The sequence below is a fragment of the Nostoc sp. PCC 9305 genome (genome assembly GCF_963920915.1).
Lineage (GTDB): Bacteria > Cyanobacteriota > Cyanobacteriia > Cyanobacteriales > Nostocaceae > Nostoc.
This window is the reverse complement of the sequence record NZ_CAWUDN010000010.1, coordinates 48,882-70,892: the sequence shown is the minus strand read 5'-3', so window position 1 is coordinate 70,892 and position 22,011 is coordinate 48,882. Positions and strand designations below refer to the sequence as shown.

Below are 22,011 nucleotides of genomic sequence, written 5' to 3'. Positions count from 1 at the left end.
CAAGATAAATAAGAATAAGGATAATGAGTGACAATTCTCAAAGGGGAAATTTCTTACAGGCGTTAGGTCAAGCAGGGGTATTAGTTTTCCTGGTAGCGATCGCTCTGATAGTGAGAAGTTGTAGCTTTTTTGACGCAAAGGCAACTATTACTAACACATCTGAAATTGCGGAAAACACGGACGAATTTATGGGGAACTCTGTAACAGTTAAAAGCAGAATAATTCAGAAAATTGGTTCGAGTTCATTCACGGTTATTGATGGACGGTTCTTTCGTGGCGAACCTCTTGTAGTTGTTAATGCTTCAGGTGTGCCTTTTAATCTACCATCCGATCAAAATATCAAAGTGCAAGTTACTGGTCAGGTTCGTAATTTAGTAATTCCCAAAATTGAGCAAGAGTTTAATCTCGACATACAGGACGAATATTACAAAGATTACATCAATAAACCTGCAATTATTGCTCGATACATTGTACTAGCGCCTCAACCTGGTCAAATAACACAACGTCCCGAACAATATTATCGCCGTCAAGTTACAGTCACAGGGAAAGTAGAAAATATCCGCAGTTCGGTTTTACTAACGCTAGATGAAAATCAATTGTTTGGTGGGCAAGATTTGCTAGTTTTATTAAAAGCACCGCCCAAAGTAGCAATAAATCAAGGTCAGACAGTATCGATAACTGGTGAAGTTCGTCCTTTTGTCATTACTGAAATCGAGAAAGAATATAATTTCACCTGGGATCTAAATGTAAAAAGAGAGTTAGAGGCTGAGTACGGCAACAGACCTATTTTAGTTGCTGAAACTATATATCATCCTTCTTAAAAATGAGCGATCGTTTCCGACATTTCTAAAAAAGTTTAATTTGTTTAATTTCGGAGAAATATAAGTTCATGAATACTCGATTTATGCGCTCAAAAATTTTACCATTAGGCTTGATCTCTGCATTGTTTTTGGGAATGTTACCCTTTACAGCTGCTAAGGCGCAAAGTAATAATGCTCAAATTACAGGTAGGCTTTCAAAATACTCTCCTGTGAAAGCTCCCTTCCTTAAACCTGGATCTCGTGGACAGCCTGTGAGAGATGTGCAAGTTGTACTGCGATCGCTAGGATTTTACAACGGAGCTATTGATGGTATCTATGGCCCTAGAACTGCTACAGCAGTAGCTACCTTTCAGCGATCGTAAAGAATAGTTGGTGATGGTAGGGTAGGAGCGCTGACCTGGCAAGCTTTACGCACACCCGTGCGTCCCGTGCATCGTCGTTTATAACAGATAATTGTTTTTCAGATTAATAATATTTAGTGTTTTTTTCATCATTATGTAGGTTTATTTAGCTCCAAAATCCTTATTTGAACGCTTCTTGTAGTTGTTCAGATGTCAAAGATTTTATTAAACTTAACGGTAGTGGTTGCTGACTAATTGTATTAACGTAATCTGTACTCAAATAAGGAAGGTAACTTGATTGTTCGGCAACATACATTTCAAAAAATGGAACACTCAAAGCTTTAACATAACGACGTGCCAAGGCTGGACTTGAACCGATTACCTGTGTAGGAACAGGTACGGTGGCATTTGGTGATTCTGCAATAGTAGAAAAGTGTGTGCCGCCATTGATAAGTGCTAAATATTTATTTTGAGTTGTTAGCCAAGTAAAAGGTTCAATTTGCTCTGTTAAAGCCGGAGCAACAGTATCAGAGCTACCAGATACAATCATCACCGGAATTTTGATTTGACTGAGACTAGCTTGACCAAAAATACTGCTAACGACTGGATCAATAGCAATTGCTGCTTTTATCCTGGGGTCAGATAAGTTGTATTGAGCGTTTGGTAAATTGACCGCCAAACATTGAAGTAGAAGCGAAACATTTAACGTATTTTCCAAAGCTGGACAGTCAGCTTTCAGCTGCTCAAAATTAATCTTTGCACCCGCCAATGCTAATGCTGTATATCCACCAAATGATTGCCCTACTACACCAACTTGTTCCAAATTTAAACGTCCCCTAAATATTGAATTAGACTTTGATAAACGAGTGAGTTCATCTAGCAAAAATTTAATATCTAAAGGTCTGTCAATTAGTTCTCTAGGATTAGTAACTCTATCTGCTATACCTGCTAATAATGCTTGTATTTGTTGTGAATTACTGCCAGGATGTTCTGGAACAGCAACCACAAAACCATAAGAAGCCAGATGTTCGGCTAAATACGCAAAACTTGTTCTGTCGGAACCAAGTCCGTGCGAAATTACAATTATTGGACGAGGAGTTTGAGCAGTTGGTAGGTAAATATCAGCAGGAAATCTCCTCTGACGTGAGAGGTCATTAAGTGTAATTGTTTGTTTTGAGAAATTAAAACTTCCGGTTTTACCCAAGTCCATTAATGGAACGGTCTTAAGTGTAGAAGCTGTAGTTACTTTTTGTTGGGATTGTTGGTTAATAAATGCTACTGCATTTTGAGTTTGATTGACTAAATTCTGTAATGACTCTGCAATTGCCAAACTCTGATTCAAGTTAATTGAAATTGTACTTGCCGGAAACTTGTTTAATACATTTAAAAGCGTAAACTCTTTTTGATCTGCGGCTGACAAAATCAGTGCTGCACGAATTGCATAAAATCCTGACAAGTTAGATTCTGTCTGAATAACTTTCCCTAACTTTTCTAATAATCGTTCGCCAATGGGTGTATAAAGAAACTGCGAAACTTCTACTTGATTTAAGGGAATGGGAGTTAGTAAAACTTTTCGCAGTTGAGCTAGTTGCTTTTTGTCTACATACTTTCTATATGCAGCTAAATTATCGTCCACTTTGCCTGTTTTAGCATAGGTTTCGAGTGAACTAATTGGGATAGACCTTTCTAAAACACCGTAATTGAATCTTATCCTCTCTGCACCTAAAGCGGGATAAGCAGTTAATGTAGGCAGCAACCCTATACTAAAAATTCTCAAAGCCAATTTCAGCCAAACAGTTTGTTTATTTATAGTTTGAGTCATTATATATCACTTGAAATACTATATTAGGCAACGAGAAAATTAGCAGATAATAAAATTTCATAGAGATTCATATCTCTTTCAACTAAGCAGGCATGACCACTATGAGGTAAAGTTATTGTTTGAGAATTAGGAAAAATATTATTTAAATGTTTAGCCTCTGCTTCTGAAGGCAAAAGTCGATCATCTCTACTAGCAATTAGTAAGACAGGTTGAGTAATTTGAGATAATTTATTCTCATCAACATCAAATTCTCTCATCAAGGATAATCGCTGATTAGCAGTTTTTTGTGGTGCGGAACTAGTCGATTTTGAAAGAGCAAGGCTTGCAGCAGGCGAAATTCGACTTAAATTAGCTAGAAAAGGCAAAGATAAAAGTGAAGAAATCTTATAAAAGAATTGAGGTGTGTAAGGAAACAAAAGTGAACCTAAATTTAGCCAAGGTACTCGATGAAATGAAGAAGCAGAATTAATTAAAATAATCTTGCTAAATAGTTGAGGAAATTTTTCTAAGATTTTGAGCGCCAAACAACCACCGAATGATTCCCCACAAAGATAAACAGGCGATGTCTCACGACAAGCCACTTCGTGTCTACGCGGTACTTTTTCTAGTTCTATCTTGGTTAAAGATACTACTTCTTCTGTCATTTGATCCCAACTTGTTAGCTCATCAGGAGGAATTACAAAGCAACGTACATCAAACGCAGCTTCTAAACCTGCTGTTTGAATATACATCAATTCCTTTCCAGTCTCATCCATTCCAGGTAGAAATACTAAAAGTGGATAATTAGGGTTAGAGAAATGGGTAGTTAAAAAATAAGGCTGACTACAAATTTTAGATGGCATGATTAAACTAATATTGATAATGGAAGCTATACCTATAGAAAGTCATCAACTAATGTGAATACGATTAAACTAACTCTGAATCAATCCTACTTATTTTTCCAATTTCTTGTGTATTAATATCATTAGCTGCTTGCAAACACTCTTGTTCAGTTTGACTGGTTAAACGTAAATTGAGTAAACTAGCAACCCACCCAGCCGTCAATCCCTGGAGCAAAACTGTCATCATTATTGTTAAAAATACCAAGGCTTTAATTGAATCACCGCCATTAATACCCTGTTTTGTAAGTGAAACTGCAAATAATGAAGCTAAAGAAGCAGCTACAATTCCACGGGGAGCAACCCAAGATAAAAATAACTGCTGTTGCCAGTTTAAATCTTGATTCCAGGTAGATATTAAAATGTTAATAGGACGTATTATCAGCATCAGCACTAGAACTGCCAGAACACTACCCCAACCCAAAGCGAAAATACTTGCAATTGATAAGTCTGCTGCTAATAGAATGAACAAAACCGAATTTGCTAAAATGCTCAACTGTTCATTAAATCCACGCAATAAAAGCTCCGAAGGCAGGTTAGTAGCTCTTAAAACTATCCCCATAACTACAGCAACCACTAGACCAGACTCACCACGTAGCGCCTGTGCCAAACTAAATAAACCCCAGACACTAGCTAAAACAACTAGATTTTTTAACTCTTGGGACAAGAATTGATCCTGTTTGAGAAGTTGGGATAGCAACCAGCCTCCGCCTACACCAATAATTATGCCTAGACCCAAACGTAAAACTAGACCCTTAATTAAAATGAGAGGTTCCACATTTCCACTTAACACAAAATGAAGTACGATTACAGCCAAAATTGCACCAATTGGATCGATAAAAACCCCCTCTCCTTCTAAAAGTGTTGAGACTTCTTTTTCTACACCAATTTGTTTGAGGAGCGGATTAATAACTGTTGGGCCTGTCACAACTACTAAAGAAGCATAAAGAAAAGCAATTGACCAAGGAAATTCACTTAGCCAGTGTGCAGCTATTGCAGCACCTATTAAGGTAATTAGTACTCCCAAAGTGACAAGATTGCGAAGGCTAGTAGAAACTTCTTTTAACTCTCCTAACTGTAGATTTAAACCACCCTCGAATAAAATCACCGCTACTAACAGCGAAACCAGAACTTCTAAACCAACACCCAATAATGATGGATTTAAAAAATCAAAACCATCTCGCCCTAGAAGAATCCCGAACAGAAGTAGCAAGACGATACTAGGAATGTGAAAATAACCAGCTAAAACTTGAGCAGCAATACCAGCCACAACCGTTACACTTATCAAAATAGTAATCGGCAAGGATTCTTCCATAAAAAATTTCAGTCGTGCTGTACAACCTCCTATAATTAAAATCAAAAATTATCAGCAAGTAGAGTAACTTGCTGATGTCAAAAAGTTTTTAGTTCACAATACAACCTTGGCAAAGACTCTAAACATTAGCTAAAGCTGCTCCTGGCACTAATTCTACCTTCACCCAACCTGGTTGTCGTCGGTCAAATGCCTTATATGCATCAATAACTGACATTAGTGGTTCGACTTGGGTTAAAACTTTTGTGGGGTCTACTGTGCCATTACGAACCAAATCCACCAACGTAGGAATATATTTGCGGTGGTTACAATTACCCATGTTGATTGTAAGATTTTTGTTCATTGCCGTGCCGATGGGGAAGAAATTGTGAGTTGGTGGATAAACTCCAATGATTGAGAGCGTACCAGCTTTGGCTAATGCTTGAACTGCCCACTCTAATACTTGAGACGGAGCATTACCCGGATGCCAATTTCCGTTTTGAGGATTGGTTTTAGGGGCAATTTGTTGTAACTGCTGTTGGAATTGTTGTGCTTCTTGTCGTGCTTTTTCGGCTGCTGGGCCACTGTCAGGAGCATTCGCATCTACGCCAACTGCATCAATAGCTCTATCCACACCAACTCCCCCGGTTAGTTCGCGGATTGCTTCAATTGGATCTTCGGCATTGTAATCAATGATTTCTGCACCCAAATCACGCGCCATTTCTAAACGTGAGGGAATTGTATCTACTGCAATGATGCGTCCTGCACCGAACAGTCTGGCGCTAACGATCGCAAACTGCCCAACGGGGCCACAACCGAAGATGGCAACTGTATCTCCTGGTGTGATCTCTGCAATATCGGCTCCAAAGTATGCCGTAGGGAAGATGTCAGACAACAGAATTGCTTGGTCGTCTGTAACCTCTTTTGGTAATTTTACTAACCCTGCATTGGCATAAGGAATTCGAGCATATTCCGCCTGCAATCCATCAAAGGGGCCTGCTGCTTCTGGGCCTCCGAAAAAAGCTGTCCCGGCGTTATGTCCGTGAGGATTGGCGTTATCACATTGGGCATGATAACCTGTGCGGCAGTAAGAACAGTAGCCGCAGGCAATTGTCGAGGGAACGACAACGCGATCGCCCACTTTCAAATTCCGCACATTGGAACCAATTTCTTCAACAATACCAACGCCTTCATGTCCCAGAATTGTACCGGGTTTCATTCCTGTGAATGTTCCCCGAATCATGTGTAAATCTGTGCCACAAATTGCACTAGAGGTCAGCCGAATAATGGCATCGGTTGGTTCTTTAATTTTTGGTTCTGGTACGTTATCTAATCGAATATCTCCGATTCCGTGAAAAACAACCGCTTTCATTGTGAATACTCCTAATTCATGAGGTTTACATTTCAGACAAAAATGAGTAGCTTGTGTTTTGAGATACCACAAAACATGAGAAAATATTTATGCAATAGATCAAGAAATCTTGTATCCAAATTATTTTTTTGATGGATACCTTCAGCAGACAATTGAGCTTATTTTGGGCTACACGACATACGCACTTAGAAATTATGGTATCGATATTGCTATAGTTTCTTATCATCCTCTAGAAGGAGATAAAAAATTGTAGATACCAATGTCAGGGAAAGAAACTGGAAGCAAGAGCAAACTTTTTAACAGGATGATGGTTAATAGCGATCGCTTCTAACCCAAGTTGCTAGTTACCTAAATCGACACGATTGCTCTATAGTGGGAGTCTCTTCGAGTTGCACCATTATCAGAACAGCTGGCGCATCGCCTACTGTTCCAGATAAGTGACCCTTATGACCTTGCGCGTCCGCTTTCGTTCCTTGGTCTTCTCCAAATGAAATTTCACCAGGGCCCATCTCGACTCGCTGGCCATCCATAGTCTCTACAAACCAGCGTCCCGACAGAGGGATAACCCATTGGGGTTTCGGGTTCTCATGCCAGTTGCCAACCCATCCCACGGGTAGCACAGTAAAGGTGATTGTGGCACCAGACTGCTTCAAATGAGAAAGCCACTGAGGTGAAGTATCCGGCGCTATGCCTTTCTCGATGAAGTCTGCAATTTGACAACGGGACTGGTGACTTATACCGTCTTGGTCAGTCCAGACGTGCCAATATTCAATTGTTGGCTTATGTGATGAGTTATTCTGCATAAAAATGGCTCTCTTAGATTGTGCGATTATGTTACGGCATTGCTAATTCATGTATTTTCGAGCAGGAATTCTTTACAACAAATTATGAAACTGCAACCGTGTAATTGCGTTGTTCCCATTTGCTGCTGTTAATCCAGAAAAAAGTAAAACTAATTGACTTTTGCTGATTATCAGAAACAGATATATCTACAAAACTCAATCCTAATTTTGTGGAAGTAGAAGGAGTATCTTTAAAAGTTTGCCAATTATCATCTGACCAGTGCAACTGAAAAGATGCTAAAGCTTGAATTCGCAATGTATGACGAGTCCACATAGGTTCCACTTTTGATTCGAGATGGCGTTTCTCTTCGTGGAAAAAGCTTTTTCCATCAGAGATAAGGTACTGTAAATCCCGAACTTGGGGTCTGTCTACTGTAGGATGGTAGATTTCAGTAACAACACCGTTCCAGACAGTAAACCAAACACGACTGGAAGTAGAGTAAGCTGTTCCGACTCCATCTTTATTGGCATGAGTCCATCGAGGATCGATACCCGGTGAGCCAAAAGCCTGTCCTTGACCAATAATCTTTACCATAATTCATTGTGCCGATAAGCTTTAAATGCTATTTTGAAATGCTGTATTGGATAAAAAATCATTGAGGATATTGATAAGGCTTGCGAATGGCAACTAATGATTTAGCTTCAATAAAAATTTGTTTTATTTCAGGATGCTTTTGACGAATTTTTACTTCTAAATTATCCACGGTTGATGCTATTTCTTCACCTGTAAGATTTTTAGAAAATTGAATTTCTAAGTTAAGTAATACTTCCTTTGGGGCAAGCTACATTGTGAGTACACGTATGACTTCTTGCACTCCTGGTTCTGTTTTTGACAAAGAACGGATATTGGCTATAGTTTGAGGAGCAGCACTTTCACCAACTAATAATCCTTTACTTTCTCTCGCTAGTACTACTGCTATTATAGCTATCGCTAAATTCGACCCCATCGCCGCAAAGATTGTTTTTTTAGATGAATCAGTTGCCATGATTGTAAATATTAGCTTCTAAATAGGTAAGTTTCTCACAGATTTCTTTCTCCTCTTTCTCAAAGCATAATGCATCATGTTATGGTGTTCGCTATGTTCTTGCTCACTGCCGCTATTCATCATTTTCAGCATATTCGGCCCGCCAGTGTTAAAGAACCGCGCAACCAATAAAGCTGCTAGAGCCAAAAACAAAATATTCAAGACTGTAGTGTAGTTAAATTGGATAGATGCCTCAACTACTTTGGCGTTATGTTCTTGTGGTATTAACCCCAAAATTTGGAACAGAATTTCAATTATTAATGCCGCACTTACCATCGCTGCATAAAAAGCGATCGCTAGAAATATGCTAATTTTTGAACCGTAATATTTGCGGTAAATATTCAAAATTGGCAGTATAATCAGGTCAGCAAAAATAAATGCGACTACGCCTCCAAAACTAATACCACCATTCCATAGCACAGCCGCTAGAGGAACATTCCCCACAGAACAAACAAAAGAAAATATTGCTACAATTGGCCCGATAATTGGCCCCCATAATTTCGACCATATAGGGCGATCTGTGAGAAAGAATACTTGCCAAAATTCATTGGGAACCCAAGCAGCCAAAGCACCTGCAATTATTAATCCCAGCGCAATATCTAACCACACCGAAACCCAGTCCATGACAAAGTAGTGGCTAATGGATGTAAATCCTTTATCAGAAAAAATTCTTTGCCAAATGGAACCTTCTGTTACTGACATATCCATATTGGCGTGTCCTTCCATTTTGCCAGAGAGTCCCCGGTTGGCTTGCTGTTTAGCTGATTTCACCATCTGGGGTTTTAGGAATACTTTAAACAGAAATACCAGTATGGCAATCATCAACAGCCCACCGACATACTCAGCTAGGGTAAATTGCCACCCCATTAATACTGCCAAGATAATGCCTAGTTCAATGACTAAATTAGTTGAGGCAAATTGAAATGCGATCGCTGCTGTAAAATTACCACCTTTGCGAAAGATGGAACGGGCAAGGGCGACAGAAGCATAAGAACATGACGATGAAGCTGCACCTAAACCACAGGCTACTGCAATCGATTTTGGTGACGCATCTGGTAGTAGTCGGCTCATTTCCCCTTTAGAAATTACTGCTTGAACAATACCTGATAGTGTAAAACCAAGAATGAGCGCCCAAAGAATTTCCCAGAACATAGAAAATGTCATGCTGAGTGCTAGAAAAATTCCATTTATGGGGTCGCTGAAAGGGTTTATAGTATTCATTTTTATCAATTATCAGAATAGTTTTAGACTAATTTCTAAGTAGTAGAAACTTCTAATTCACCATCGAGATGCGTAACTTCCCATTGGGTTTGTTCGCCATCGCGCCAAAATCGTAATCCCACCGTAGCGTCTCCCACGGACAAATTTGTGAGTTCTAAATCAGGTAAGAAATCTGGTAGATTCGGTTGTACTTTTAACTGTTGTTTTGAGGCATCAGCTTTGAGTCCTAAAATAGTACGAATGAGTAAGAAAATTGAACCAGCAGCCCAAGCTTGGGGAATATTGGCATCTGGATAAGGTACGGGAAAGTTATCATCTTGGCGTTCAATTCCCGCAAACAATTCTGGCATTCTTCCAGCTTGAAAATAACTAGCAGCAGCAAAGATACCCTCAGCAATGCAGTTAGCTTCTTGGTGATAGCCATACTTTTTTAATCCCGCCGCGATGATCGAGTTATCATGAGGCCATACACTACCTCGTTGATAACTAATTGGGTTATATGCCTGATTTTCAGATGAAAGAGTCCGCACACCCCAACCACACCACATATCTGCTTTAAAAAGTCGGTTAACAAGTTTTTTGGCTCGTTCTTGTGGGACAATACCAGACCAGAGGAGATGACCAGGATTTGAGGTAATTGATTGAATTTGCTGCTTTTTATCGTCTAATCCTAAACAGTAAAAGCCAACTGAATCCATCCAGAATTGTTCATTAAATCGGTGATAAAGTTCTTCGGCTTTTTGACGCAGCTTTTTGGCTTGGTCTTTTTCGCCCCAGACTTCATAAATTAAAGCTGCCCTTAGCCACGCATCATAAACGTAGCCTTGCACTTCACATAAAGCGATTGGCGGCTCAACTAACTGCCCATCGGGGTAAACTATTGCGTCACCCGAATCTTTCCAACCTTGATTGCGTAATCCTTTTGGCGAACGAGTTAAATACTCAACAAAGCCATCCCCGTCAAAGTCGCCGTATTTGTCAATCCAATTTAGTGCCTTTTCAAGTGGCGCTCGACACTCATCAAGCATACTGACATCAGCATTCCAGTTATAGGCTTCAGCTAAAGTAACAATCCACAGAATGGTAGTATCTACTGTTCCGTAGTAGGGATGATATGGAAGTAGGTTTAGTGTGGTTAACTCATCGCGCCGCATTTCGTGGAGCATTTTGCCTGGTTGGGCATCGTGCCAATCATCCAACTCAGTTGCTTGGAGTTGAGCCAGTTTGAGTAACGTGCCACGAGCAAATTCATGATAAACTGCGATCGCTTGCAAGCTAGCAATTATTGAGTCACGTCCAAAAACAGCAACAAACCAGGGAATACCAGCAGCAGGCATCCAAAATTGATGTCCATTATCATCCACTTCAATGCGTAGCGCTCCCATATCTGCGATCGCTTGCTGATAGTATTCGGCAATTTCAGCATTAGACGAGCGCAACTTTGTCGCATTCATCAGAAATTCATCTCTAACCTTCCCAGCTTTCGTATTGTGAGACACAGCGCAGGTATTTTGAGGTTTGAAGATATTTCCATCTGCTAAAGCTGTAAAATTGACACAAGTGTGCCATGTTTTCCCAGGAGCAATGACCACATCAAACATTAAACGACCATTAGCATAGCGTGGCTCAGAATTACCACAAACTGGCTCAATCATAATACCTCGGAAGAAAGAGCCGTTGTGATATTCAGTAGTGAGTACACCATTTTCCCATTTAGTTTGCGTCTCACCTCGCGTCAATATTTGCTGTGATTTGACATCAAAAATATCTGCAAAATCAGAGCGTACAGCTAGCATTAATTGAAACTCAACAGCTTTACTGTGATAGTTGGTTATATCAATATCTTCATGCATACCTTCTGCAATGTCGCGCCGAACTGTTACAAGCAAACTACCAGACGGTAAAGAGTCGTTGATAGTAGGAAGTTGCGGATTAGTAAATTGGTAAAGTGCATTGTGATGAGTGATATTACTAGAAGCTAGCAGCGAAAGTCGATAGCGATTGAGAGAAATTTCGTAGTAAGAAATTAGCCGTGTGTCCCAAACAAAAAAACCTTGAGGTAAATTCTCGTCGATAGAACCATCACTAGCCGTTACTAAAAAAGATGAACCATCGTTAATGGTTATCAAACCCGAATTGACAGTAACTTTTGTAGGCATTCTCAATTCACGAATTCTGTGGTTTTAATTCCCCCGCTTCCAACAAGCAGAAAGTTTTGTGGCTCTTTTGAAATCCCACTTGCAAAACTTAATTACGAATTACGAATTACGAATTACGAATTATCTTAACCATTCTCCGTAAACCCTGGATACAAAGTCATTCCACCATCTACAAATAGTGTTGTACCGTTGACATAATCAGAGTCATCAGAAGCCAACCAAACTGCTGCTTTGGCGATGTCTTCTACATCTCCCACACGTTTCGCTGGAATTAGTTTTAGTAAATTTGCCTCTGCTTCTGGAGTATCCCAAGCTGATTTATTAATTGGAGTTTTGATTGCACCAGGAGCAATACTATTAACCCGAATTTTGTGAGGAGCAAGTTCTTGGGCAATACTTTGCATCATCATATTAATACCGCCCTTACTCGTAGCATAATTCACATGACCAGCCCAAGGAATTACCTGATGCACTGAACTCATACAAATAATCTTACCTGCGGCAGATGAAATATCAGGCTTCACACCTCGCCGCAAAAATTCCTTTGCAGCCTCCCTAGCACATAAGAATTGTCCCGTTAGATTTATCCCAATCACTGCATTCCATTGATCGAGGGTCATATCTATAAATGCTGAGTCTTTTTGAATGCCTGCATTACTTACTAAAATATCAATAGTGCCAAATTGTTTAAGGGTTTGGCTGAACATTGCCTTTACTTCGTCTTCTTTGCTGACATCGGCTTGAATAGCAAATGCTTCTCCGTTAGCAGCTTTGATATCATCAACAATTTTTTGGGCTGATTCAGCTTCAGAATGATAGTTTATCGCAACTGCTGCACCTGATGCAGCCAAATAGCGAGCGATCGCTTCACCAATTCCAGAACTACCACCTGTCACAAGTGCTTTTTGACCTTTAAGCAGATAAGGGGAATAACTCATAATACTTTTTCAGAATTTTTGCTATGTATTTTCATTTGCAAAGTTTGAGGATAGCTGATATTGAAAACTTATGATTGAATCCAAATTGAAGCAAGCTGTCCTACGTTGAAATTTTTATACCAATTACACATTTTGCTTATGTGTTTAATTTTTGACAGCTATTTTGGTGATTCTGGCATTACTTTAGAGGTTTGCAAGAATGAACGCTTCTAGCCATTGGTATAATAAATATCTCTACCGAAAGAACTATAAAAATTTCATCACGATTTCATGATTGGATGAAATCTTTAAAGGATAAAGTCAGTTGCATGTCTTTCTTAAGCTAGAGATAAATTTTATAATATTTTTTATATTGATTGATTTATACAAGACTCATATTGAATTTTTGCGAAGCTAGTACAGAATAAGTACAAAGTCTGTTGAATATGTCTAATCAAACCGATGTACAAGTACAAAGAATTAGAGCTATTGGCTTAACAGTGACAAACGGCGAGCGCTCTTTGGAATTCTATACACAAGCACTTGCTTTTGAACTCGTTTCTGACATTACTGTTGAAGGACAGGATTATAGCGACTTAGAAGGTGTGACTGGGGCAAAAATTCGCATTATTACTTTACGATTAGGTGATGAACTTATCGAGTTGATGGAGTATCTTAATATTCAGGGTAAACCCATCCCCAGGGATTCACAAAGTAATGATCTGTGGTTCCAACATCTAGCAATTGTGGTGAGTGATATGGATCGTGCTTATGCTCACTTGCGTTCATTTTCCATTGAACCAATTTCAGTTGCTCCTCAGACAATACCACTTGAGAATAAAGCATCTGGTGGTGTCCGCGCTTTTAAGTTTAAAGACCCTGATGGTCATGATTTAGAGTTAATTTGGTTTCCGCCTGATAAAGGACAAGATCAATGGCATCAAAATAGCCATAGCTTGTTTTTGGGAATCGATCATAGTGCGATCGCTATTTCCAATACCGAGCAGAGTCTACACTTTTACTGCAACATCCTGGGAATGCAAATTGATAGCCGCAGCCTCAACTGGCGTGCAACCCAATCTCGCTTGGATAATTTACCAGGAGCCGAAGTCAAAATTACAGCACTGCGACCTGTTGAAGATGGTGTGGGAATTGAACTGTTAGACTATATTGTGCCTGGAAAAGGTCGCTCAATACCGAGTGACTGGAAAAGTTGCGATATTGCACATATCCAAATTGAGCTAGTTGTAAATAATCTTGAGCAGTTAGTGGATAAGCTACGGCGTAACGGGGTTGAGTTTGTATCGTCGCGGATTGTGCAGTTTAGCGATCGCTCTTTTCCTTATCAGCAAGGTTGTCTAGTTAAAGATCCTGATGGACACGCAATCTTGCTAATTACGGAATCTTGATGTGGGCATAGGTAGCTCGTTGATTGGCTATAATGCTTGTAGTGAGTAGGACATAAATAAAAATGTCAGAAAAAACTTTCGATATTGCTTACTTATCTGATAATTTACTTGAGTTATTATCAGATATCCAAAATCATGTTGAAATTACGCTAACTCATCAAGGGGTTCCTTGGGCAAAGGTTTTACCTCTGTCTCAAACAGAGTCTACAGTTGAAAAAGCAAGTTTAAATCATGGCTTAATGGTGATGAGTAGTGAAGATATCTTAGAACCCAGAGTTGCAGGTTTTTGGCAAGGACAGGTTAAGATTTCTGATGATTTTGATGAAACTTCCGAAAAGGTGATTGCTGCTTTTTATGGGGAAGATTAATGAGTTTTCTGCTAGATACTCATATCCTGCTATGGTTTTTAGAAAATGATTCTAAGTTGTCAAATCAGGTACGAGAGGTAATTACTAATCCTGAAAATTTAATTTTTGTCAGTGCTATTAGTGCTTGGGAAATCTCGATTAAACAGTCTTTAGGAAAGTTAATAGCTCCTAGTAATTTAGAGGAGGCTTTGCGCTTTAGTCGGTTAGAGGTTTTAGCGATTACGTTGGCACATGGAATAAAGGTTGCTGATTTGCCAATGTATCATAAAGATCCTTTTGATCGGATGTTAATTGCTCAGGCTTTGGTAGAAGGTCTAACCATAATTACTGTAGATCATAAGTTTAAATTTTATGATGTGGCGTTGTTAATAACTGAATCATAAATATGATGATTCACCTTCCAAAAATCAAAGCATCGAGCGAATAAGCACCAGGGCCTAAAACTGCGATCGCAATTAACATAACGCAATACATAAAAGCCTTTTCCCAACTTGGCGGTTCACCTTGTCCTAAAGCACCCTGATACTGTTCTTGAGGAATTAAGTATGGATCTTGAGCTACAAAAGGTTTACTTCCTGAGATGTGCAAATATATTGCAAAAATCATTGAGCAGAGAATGGGCAAAGTTGCTAAGAGTGTGAGGAATCCAATAATCAGAAAAATTCCGCCACCTAACATCGATGCAGCTGATAAAAAGCAAAGAAATACAGGCGTTTTTAGAGATTCAGCCCACCGTCGAAGATGCGTTATCTTGGGATAGCCGTGTAATATAAACAACCAGCCAACGCTAACTCTGAGAAGTAAAAGTGCTAATCCTGGGAATCCGTCAGGATACACCAGAGAAAGTGAACTTAACAAGTGTGGACTTAGCTGTGGGAAATTAAATGCAGCTACGAAAAAAGCAAGTTCCTTCGGAATAGCTCCGCTTAACGCTACACCCAACCCAAATTGATAAATCATAGTTTTACACCACGGGTATTAAGGTCGATAACATATAACGAATGACCGGCTGTGATAAATAAGCGTTCACGAAGTGTCCCTGAAAGGGAATCGCCTTCCTTACCACCGAAAGTCAGGTTAGCTGATGTCTCCGGTACAAAAATTTTTCCTAAGCGAGTTCCATCGGGGGCGTATATCTGCACACTATCTTGAGAACTAGTAAAAACATTGCCATATTCGTCAACCCGCAGTCCATCCGGTTGTCCTGGCTCAATGACTGCAAATACACGCCCATTCTTTACAAAGCGATTGCCCACAACTTCATAGACACGAATATGATGAGGCCCTCCAGGAATATTAAACGCAGCTGTATCTGAAACATACAAAAGGCTTTCGTCTGGACTGAAAGCCAACCCATTAGGGCGTACCATATCTGTTACTACAGGATAAATCTCACCTGTTGCCGGGTCAAAGCGATAGACGTAACTTCCGGGTTGTTCCTGTTCGCCGCCGTAACCTTGGTTTGGCTCGGTAATCCCATAAGGCGGATCGGTGAACCAAATTGTACCGTCACTTTTGACTACTAAATCATTTGGACTGTTCAGGCGTTTGTTGTTGTAGCGATCGACTAAAACCTTCCATTCACCATTGTCTTCGCGTCGGATAATAGCACGCAAACCAGAGGAACAGGCAACCAGACGACCTTCCAAGTCTCGGTAATTACCGCTTTGGTAATCAGATGGATCTCGTAGGACAGTCACATTGTCAGTGGGACTCCACCGCAACAGGCGATTGCCGTGAGCATCGCTCCACACAACACTGTCATCTTCATGGAAGTAAACAGGCCCCTCGCTATGGACTGCACCGTTGGCTAGCTCCTGGAGTAAAGCACCGGGGCGTACAATAGCAAGGAGGCGATCGTCATAAATCTCAATGGCTTCAGGCATAGAAATCTCGTGTTATTTAACTTGGCTACTGACGAGAAATAGCAGGTTTAAATTAATACGTAGATGTATATTTAACAAAATCAAATTAATAGTTTTATCAAAAATACCAAGCAAGATTTATTTATTTTCTTATAAAGATATTATATGTCTAATCCACATAATATAAATCAAAAATGAAATTAGAATGAAATGCTAACCTGTCTTTAGGCATAAATAAATATTAATCCATTAGAGAGAAGCAATATTGTAATTAAAGCTTTAGTCTAAGCATAAGAATCTGTCTTTAGAGCTATTTAAATTTTGATAAAACTTATAAATTAATAGGACTTACGCACAGTCTACAAATTCTCGGCGCTCTTGGCGTCTTCTCTGCGAGACGCGAAGCGCGTTGGCGAAGCCTCTCGCAGAGAAGGCGGTTCGATAAATTAAGCTTTTTAGTAATTCTTGCGTAAGTCGAGATTAACTGAAAATATCGGGAAATTATTTTGTGGCATTAAAGAAATTAAATCGTAATTAATATGAAATTACTAATTATCAATTATGACTAGAATCACAGAATATTACGACATTATTATTATCGGTACAGGAGCCGGTGGAGGTACATTAGCCCACCGCCTTGCACCCACGGGTAAAAAAATTCTAGTACTGGAAAGAGGCGACTTTTTACCGAGAGAAAAAGCTAACTGGAATCCAGAGGAAGTCTATCAAAAACATCGTTACCATACTGATGAGCAATGGTATAACAAGGAAGGTAAAGCCTTTCAACCTCAGACAGGCTATTGGGTTGGTGGCAATACCAAACTCTACGGTGCAGCCCTAATTCGATTTCGGGAGCGAGATTTTGAAAGGGTAATTCATAAAGCAGGAATTTCTCCAGAATGGCCTTTGAAGTATCAAGACTTTGAGCCATACTACACGCAAGCAGAAAAGCTATATGACGTGCATGGACAGGAAGGAGAAGACCCCACAGAACCACCTCGCAGCGAACCATATCCCTATCCGCCAGTGAGTCATGAGCCAGATATGCAGTCTCTTGCTGATGGCATTCGGGAACTGGGTTACTACCCATTTCACCTACCGCTAGGATTAAAGCTGAATGAAAGCGATCGCACCAAAAGTCCCTGCATTCGCTGCGATACTTTTGATGGATACCCCTGTCTGGTACATGCAAAAGCCGATGCTGATGTCAACGCCATTCGTCCGGCTCGTGAAAAGTATGCCAATGTTACTCTTTTAACTAATACTAAAGTCCTGCGGCTGCATACCAATGAGTCTGGGCGAGAAGTGACGAAGGTAGAAACTGAAATTGCAGGAGAGCAACATTGGTTCACAAGCGATATTGTGGTTGTTGCCTGTGGTTCTGTCAACTCAGCAGCTTTGCTGTTACGCTCTGCTAATGACAAACATCCCAACGGATTAGCAAATAGTTCCGATCAGGTGGGGCGGAATTTTATGAAACAACTGGAAACTGCGATCGTTTCCATACATCTAGAGGTAAATCACGCCAACTTTCAAAAAACGATCGCTGTCAACGATTTTTACTGGGGAGAGCCAGATTTTCCTTATCCGATGGGCATGGTGCAAAATACAGGTAATGTCCTAGCCGATATGATTCCCGGAGAAGCACCGCCACTAATGGCTCCATTTATCAAGCTGATTCCTCATTTTGAGCGCCATTTGCTGGCCGAGCGATCGGTTGGCTGGTGGTTGCAAACAGAGGATTTACCAGATCCAAATAATCGGATTCGGGTTGTGGGCGACAAAATTCACGTTGACTATACACTGAATAATATCGAAGCAAGCGATCGCTTAATTCACCGATGGACATCTGTACTCAAGTCAATTCCGCATTCAGCGAAACACGTCCTGCCATTTAGCATTTATCCCCGCACTCATATACCAGAACAAGCAGTTGCTCATCAATGCGGTAGTTGCCGATTTGGCACAGATCCCAAAACCTCAGTCCTTGATCTCAATTGCCGTACTCATGATGTCGAGAATCTTTATGTTGTAGATAGTAGTTTTTTCCCTTCAAATTCGGGAGTTAACCCCACGCTCACGATTATGGCGAATGCTTTGCGCGTTGGCGATCTGCTTGCAGCAACGCTTCTCTAACGCATAGCTGAACGATTGAAGTAGAAAGCTATGAAAAAAGAAGCATCACAAGATTCGTTAATTAATTTAATATTGCCCCTAGCCCTCATACTAGGGCTAGTTCTGCTTTTGAGTTTGAATGTGGAAGTTGGAGGGCAGAGCAGAGAAACTACTCCTTTAGAGACATGGCTCAAAGTCATTGTTGGTTATTTGGCAGCAGGGACAGAAATTGCCGCAGCGATTGTGATTGGCGGAGCAGTGATCCGAGGCATTTCTACCTATTTGCGATTGTTGTTCTCTCGCTCCAAACAACATTTTGATGCCACAGAAGCAATTCGTCTACAATTGGGGCGGGTGCTGGCATTGGGGTTGGAATTTACTGTCGCCAGCGATATTTTGCGGACAGCAGTAGCACCCACCCGCCAGGATATTTTGAATTTAGGAGCGATCGTTTTGCTACGAACCTTGCTGAATTATTTCTTAGAGCGAGAGATTCAGCAAGGAGAACAACGCCGTTCATCAGAGCCGGAACTAGATAGGAGTATACGATGAAATCCCATCGTTCCAGCTTAAAACCTTTAGAAGGTGCAAATCGATCGCTCCGCCGACGCCTCAATTGGAAAGGTGAGTTGGCATTAGCCACTGCCCCAACAGTAGTTATATTATCTGTGTTTGCACTAGTGGAGGTACTAACCCGCCAGCGTTTATTGTTTGCGTCCCTCGCTTCTAGTGCCTTTCTCATTTATCTCGATCCCCAGCACGGTACAAATACGGTGCGAACTCTAGCCATTTCCCAAACGATGGCAGCTGGAATCGGTTTTATAACTTATGTACTGTTAGGTTCGGGTTATGTGTCTGTGGGAACTGCAATGATCGTCACCATCGTACTGATGATCCTGTTAGATGTGATGCATCCTCCAGCCGTTTCTACATCCTTAAGCTTTGCCTTAAAAGCTGGTAATGAAAACAACTTAGTTTTGTTTGGTCTGTCTGTGGGTATCACTACCTTGTTAGTTGGATTACAACGCTTTGCTCTGTGGCTTCTGGTACACCTGAGCCAGAAGTAGTTTCATGCTGATTATAGTTTCAAGGAGAAATAGATTATGAACGAAGAACACTCTACTTCTAACCAAGAAAATGAAAATCAAACGCCCTCAAATACTCATCCTATTGCAACAGGATTGGGAGCAGCCGGAGGCGGAATTGCAGGAGCCGCATTAGGCCGCTCAATTGGTGGTAAGGTTGGTGCTGCAATTGGTGGCGTTGCAGGTGCGATCGCACTTGGAGTTGCAGCCAATGAACTGGTAGGATACACCGAGCAATTCATTGAAGAACTCCAACCAACAGTAGGCTTAGGATTAGGAGCCGATCATAAACCCGTTGAACTACCCTCTCACTATTCTTGGGAAGAATTACAAGCACTATCAAAACCTCAAGGTGGAGAAATGCAAGCTACCTAAGCCAATAATTTTAATTACGAATTACGAACTACGAATTACGAATTAATCATGTTTCCACTTTGGTTAAAAGCAGGTTTCTGGGGTTTGGTGGGTGGTTCAGCGCTGCTACTAGTAGTCTACCAACCCAAAATTGTTAGGTGAGGGCTGGGAAAAGGGGAAAGGTTAAAGGTTAAAGGAATAAACATCTTTTCCCTTTCCCCCTTACCCTTTCCCCCGCCAAGTTTCCTTGGCGAACTACTAGGTTCCGCAGTGGGTTACTACGCCAAGATTCCTCAACGGGTTATTGCCGCAATTATGGCTTTTGGTGCTGGTGTGCTAATTTCGGCACTAGCGTTTGAATTGATGGATGAAGCTTATAAGCGTGGTGGCTTCGACTCAACAGCGATCGGATTTTTAAGTGGTGCAATTGTATATACAGCCGCCAATTGGTTTTTGTCCTATCAAGGTGCAAAACACCGCAAACGTTCAGGTGAGCAGCAACCATCGGAAGAGGAAAATAGTGGGAGTGGGATGGCGATCGCTGTTGGTGCATTACTCGATGGTATTCCCGAATCTATTGTGATTGGTGTCAGCATGATTGACGGCGGAGTTGTTAGTTGGGTAACTGTGGCGGCGGTTTTTCTCTCTAACGTTCCCGAAGGACTTTCTAGTGCTGCTGGGATGAAAAAAGCAGGGCGTTCAACAGCTTACATCTTCGGTGTGTGGGGAGGTATCGCCATCATCTCTGCTATAGCAGCACTTCTAGGTTATGCTTTGTTCAGTCATTTTTCACAAGAAATCATCGCCGCCACTACTGCGATCGCCGCAGGTGCTATTTTGGCAATGATTACAGACACCATGATTCCAGAAGCTTTCGAGCAAGCCCATGATTTTGCTGGACTAATCGTCGTCTTTGGATTTCTTGCTGCTTTTGTCTTGAGTAAACTCGCTTGAAATTCCGGCATTGCATATTTGCGGGATGATTTTGCTATTTTTGTGGGATGGGCATCTTGCCCGTCCCTTGTATTTCAGGGCTCTCGTGTCGCCCACCCTACAAAAATCATCCCTTGATTCAGCAACGCCGAAATTCCAACTTCAACCGTCTCTTGTAAATTGTATGGGAAACGTAATTGCAGCCGGAAAAATAAAAAATGCAGCCATCGTGGCATTTAACTCCCTGTTCAACTTTCAACTCAATCACTTGTGGTTCATACACTCTAGGAATAATACTGATTTGTCCACAAAATTTCATTTTTGTATGGATTTCAAAAATATGCAGACATCAGTCTTAAGTCGAATAAAAATTTCATAATTATTTCACTTTTTTGTGAAAGCGTATTTAAAGAAGGCTTTTAGCATTGGGTTGACTATGCGGCTGATATTAGTTGAGGATGAAGCAGATTTAGGTGCAGCAATAAAACAAGTCCTGAGCCATGAGGCGTATATAGTTGACTGGTTTCTAGATGGTACTCAGGCATGGCAATATTTAGAAACTGGCTGGACTGAGTATACACTTGCGATTTTTGATTGGATGCTGCCTGGAGTTTCGGGGATAGAGTTATGTAAATGGTTGCGATCGCGCCAATTAACTCTACCTGTATTAATGCTAACGGCTAAAGACCGAATGGAGGAAAAGATTATTGGTCTAGATAGCGGTGCAGATGATTATTTAGTTAAACCCTTTGATATGGCAGAACTGCTAGCAAGATTGCGAGCATTACAACGGCGATCCTCTTACGTAGGAGCAACGCTGACACCTCAAGTCCAACCCCGGCGCTTACAAGTAGGTTGTCTGACACTCAATTACAGCACTCATGAACTTACTCGCCAGTATAGTCACGGAGAAAATCAAGTATTCTCTTTAACTGTCAAGGAATTTCAATTGTTGGAATATTTCATGAGACATCCTAACCAAATTGTCAGCCGCGACCAAATTATTAATCAGCTTTGGGAAATTGGTGCAGAACCAGTTAGCAATGTCGTAGCAGCACAAATTCGCTTATTGAGACGCAAATTAGGAGAAGAAGAGAACGAATCTTTAATTGAAACTGTTTATGGTGTGGGCTATCGTCTGAATATTCCAGCTGCGGAAATAAGCAGATGATTTCTGCTAAGACAGCGACACT

The 22,011-nt window shown here is 40.7% G+C and carries 22 protein-coding genes and 1 pseudogene; 11 read left to right on the top strand and 12 right to left on the bottom strand.

Annotated features, from left to right (window positions below; all coding sequences use genetic code 11):
- Window positions 1–23: 23 nt before the first annotated feature.
- Both ACM0OX_RS06050 and ACM0OX_RS06045 read left to right on the top strand, forming a co-directional pair.
- The gene (locus tag ACM0OX_RS06050) at window positions 24–821 is read left to right on the top strand and encodes a hypothetical protein (RefSeq protein WP_414513894.1); all 798 of its coding nucleotides are present in this window, start codon (window positions 24–26) and stop codon (window positions 819–821) included.
- A gap of 68 nt (window positions 822–889) precedes the next feature.
- A complete protein-coding gene (locus ACM0OX_RS06045; protein WP_414513892.1) occupies window positions 890–1,183 on the top strand; it encodes a peptidoglycan-binding domain-containing protein in 294 nt (97 codons plus the stop codon).
- Between the two features lie 160 nt (window positions 1,184–1,343).
- Here the strand turns inward: ACM0OX_RS06045 and ACM0OX_RS06040 are convergent, their stop codons facing one another.
- The 10 genes and pseudogenes from ACM0OX_RS06040 to ACM0OX_RS05995 all read right to left on the bottom strand — a co-directional run bounded on the left by ACM0OX_RS06040 (window position 1,344) and on the right by ACM0OX_RS05995 (window position 12,710).
- The gene (locus ACM0OX_RS06040) at window positions 1,344–2,984 is read right to left on the bottom strand and encodes an alpha/beta hydrolase (protein WP_414513890.1); all 1,641 of its coding nucleotides are present in this window, start codon (window positions 2,982–2,984) and stop codon (window positions 1,344–1,346) included.
- A gap of 23 nt (window positions 2,985–3,007) precedes the next feature.
- Window positions 3,008–3,826, bottom strand: coding sequence for an alpha/beta fold hydrolase (locus ACM0OX_RS06035; protein WP_414513888.1), 819 nt, complete (start codon window positions 3,824–3,826; stop codon window positions 3,008–3,010).
- Between the two features lie 166 nt (window positions 3,827–3,992).
- A pseudogene (locus ACM0OX_RS06030) lies at window positions 3,993–5,177 on the bottom strand (cation:proton antiporter); the annotation flags it as partial.
- 118 nt (window positions 5,178–5,295) lie between these two features.
- Window positions 5,296–6,525, bottom strand: coding sequence for a zinc-dependent alcohol dehydrogenase (locus ACM0OX_RS06025; protein WP_414513886.1), 1,230 nt, complete (start codon window positions 6,523–6,525; stop codon window positions 5,296–5,298).
- Window positions 6,526–6,869: 344 nt separating this feature from the next.
- Complete coding sequence (locus ACM0OX_RS06020) at window positions 6,870–7,328, bottom strand: cupin domain-containing protein (protein ID WP_414513885.1); 459 nt, start codon at window positions 7,326–7,328, stop codon at window positions 6,870–6,872.
- A gap of 82 nt (window positions 7,329–7,410) precedes the next feature.
- On the bottom strand, window positions 7,411–7,902 hold the full coding sequence (locus ACM0OX_RS06015; protein ID WP_414513883.1) for a hypothetical protein: 492 nt from the start codon (window positions 7,900–7,902) through the stop codon (window positions 7,411–7,413).
- Between the two features lie 247 nt (window positions 7,903–8,149).
- On the bottom strand, window positions 8,150–8,353 hold the full coding sequence (locus ACM0OX_RS06010; RefSeq protein ID WP_414513881.1) for a hypothetical protein: 204 nt from the start codon (window positions 8,351–8,353) through the stop codon (window positions 8,150–8,152).
- An 18-nt stretch (window positions 8,354–8,371) separates the two neighbouring features.
- Window positions 8,372–9,613 carry a permease gene (locus tag ACM0OX_RS06005; protein WP_414513879.1) on the bottom strand — a complete coding sequence of 414 codons (1,242 nt, stop codon included), beginning with the start codon at window positions 9,611–9,613 and terminating at the stop codon, window positions 8,372–8,374.
- A 35-nt stretch (window positions 9,614–9,648) separates the two neighbouring features.
- Window positions 9,649–11,772 (bottom strand): glycogen debranching N-terminal domain-containing protein, encoded by a 2,124-nt coding sequence (locus ACM0OX_RS06000; RefSeq protein ID WP_414513877.1) that lies wholly within the window; start codon window positions 11,770–11,772, stop codon window positions 9,649–9,651.
- 125 nt (window positions 11,773–11,897) lie between these two features.
- Window positions 11,898–12,710, bottom strand: coding sequence for an SDR family oxidoreductase (locus ACM0OX_RS05995; RefSeq protein WP_414513876.1), 813 nt, complete (start codon window positions 12,708–12,710; stop codon window positions 11,898–11,900).
- Between the two features lie 425 nt (window positions 12,711–13,135).
- On the opposite strand from ACM0OX_RS05995, the gene ACM0OX_RS05990 reads away from it, so the two are divergent.
- From ACM0OX_RS05990 to ACM0OX_RS05980, 3 genes are all read left to right on the top strand, one after another.
- Window positions 13,136–14,098 (top strand): VOC family protein, encoded by a 963-nt coding sequence (locus ACM0OX_RS05990; protein ID WP_414513874.1) that lies wholly within the window; start codon window positions 13,136–13,138, stop codon window positions 14,096–14,098.
- 62 nt (window positions 14,099–14,160) lie between these two features.
- Entirely contained in the window at window positions 14,161–14,466 is a 306-nt protein-coding gene (locus ACM0OX_RS05985) for a type II toxin-antitoxin system Phd/YefM family antitoxin (RefSeq protein ID WP_414513872.1), read from the top strand.
- A complete protein-coding gene (locus ACM0OX_RS05980; RefSeq protein WP_414513871.1) occupies window positions 14,466–14,849 on the top strand; it encodes a type II toxin-antitoxin system VapC family toxin in 384 nt (127 codons plus the stop codon). The genes ACM0OX_RS05985 and ACM0OX_RS05980 overlap by 1 nt, the downstream gene beginning before the upstream one ends.
- A 10-nt stretch (window positions 14,850–14,859) precedes the next feature.
- Here the strand turns inward: ACM0OX_RS05980 and ACM0OX_RS05975 are convergent, their stop codons facing one another.
- Window positions 14,860–15,426, bottom strand: coding sequence for a DoxX family protein (locus ACM0OX_RS05975; RefSeq protein ID WP_414513869.1), 567 nt, complete (start codon window positions 15,424–15,426; stop codon window positions 14,860–14,862).
- A complete protein-coding gene (locus tag ACM0OX_RS05970; protein ID WP_414513868.1) occupies window positions 15,423–16,352 on the bottom strand; it encodes an SMP-30/gluconolactonase/LRE family protein in 930 nt (309 codons plus the stop codon). Before ACM0OX_RS05970 ends, ACM0OX_RS05975 begins: the two co-directional genes overlap by 4 nt.
- 540 nt (window positions 16,353–16,892) lie before the next feature.
- Between ACM0OX_RS05970 and ACM0OX_RS05965 the strand changes: the two genes are divergently transcribed.
- From ACM0OX_RS05965 to rppA, 6 genes are all read left to right on the top strand, one after another.
- On the top strand, window positions 16,893–18,467 hold the full coding sequence (locus ACM0OX_RS05965) for a GMC oxidoreductase (protein WP_414513866.1): 1,575 nt from the start codon (window positions 16,893–16,895) through the stop codon (window positions 18,465–18,467).
- Between the two features lie 30 nt (window positions 18,468–18,497).
- Window positions 18,498–18,998: a DUF1622 domain-containing protein gene (locus ACM0OX_RS05960; RefSeq protein WP_414513864.1), complete on the top strand. Its 501-nt coding sequence runs from the start codon at window positions 18,498–18,500 to the stop codon at window positions 18,996–18,998.
- A complete protein-coding gene (locus ACM0OX_RS05955; protein WP_414513863.1) occupies window positions 18,995–19,513 on the top strand; it encodes an HPP family protein in 519 nt (172 codons plus the stop codon). Before ACM0OX_RS05960 ends, ACM0OX_RS05955 begins: the two co-directional genes overlap by 4 nt.
- A 36-nt stretch (window positions 19,514–19,549) precedes the next feature.
- Window positions 19,550–19,906 (top strand): hypothetical protein, encoded by a 357-nt coding sequence (locus ACM0OX_RS05950; protein ID WP_414513861.1) that lies wholly within the window; start codon window positions 19,550–19,552, stop codon window positions 19,904–19,906.
- A gap of 249 nt (window positions 19,907–20,155) precedes the next feature.
- Window positions 20,156–20,839 (top strand): ZIP family metal transporter, encoded by a 684-nt coding sequence (locus tag ACM0OX_RS05945; protein WP_414513859.1) that lies wholly within the window; start codon window positions 20,156–20,158, stop codon window positions 20,837–20,839.
- Between the two features lie 415 nt (window positions 20,840–21,254).
- The gene (rppA, locus tag ACM0OX_RS05940) at window positions 21,255–21,989 is read left to right on the top strand and encodes a two-component system response regulator RppA (RefSeq protein ID WP_414513959.1); all 735 of its coding nucleotides are present in this window, start codon (window positions 21,255–21,257) and stop codon (window positions 21,987–21,989) included.
- The last annotated feature ends 22 nt before the right edge of the window (window positions 21,990–22,011 follow it).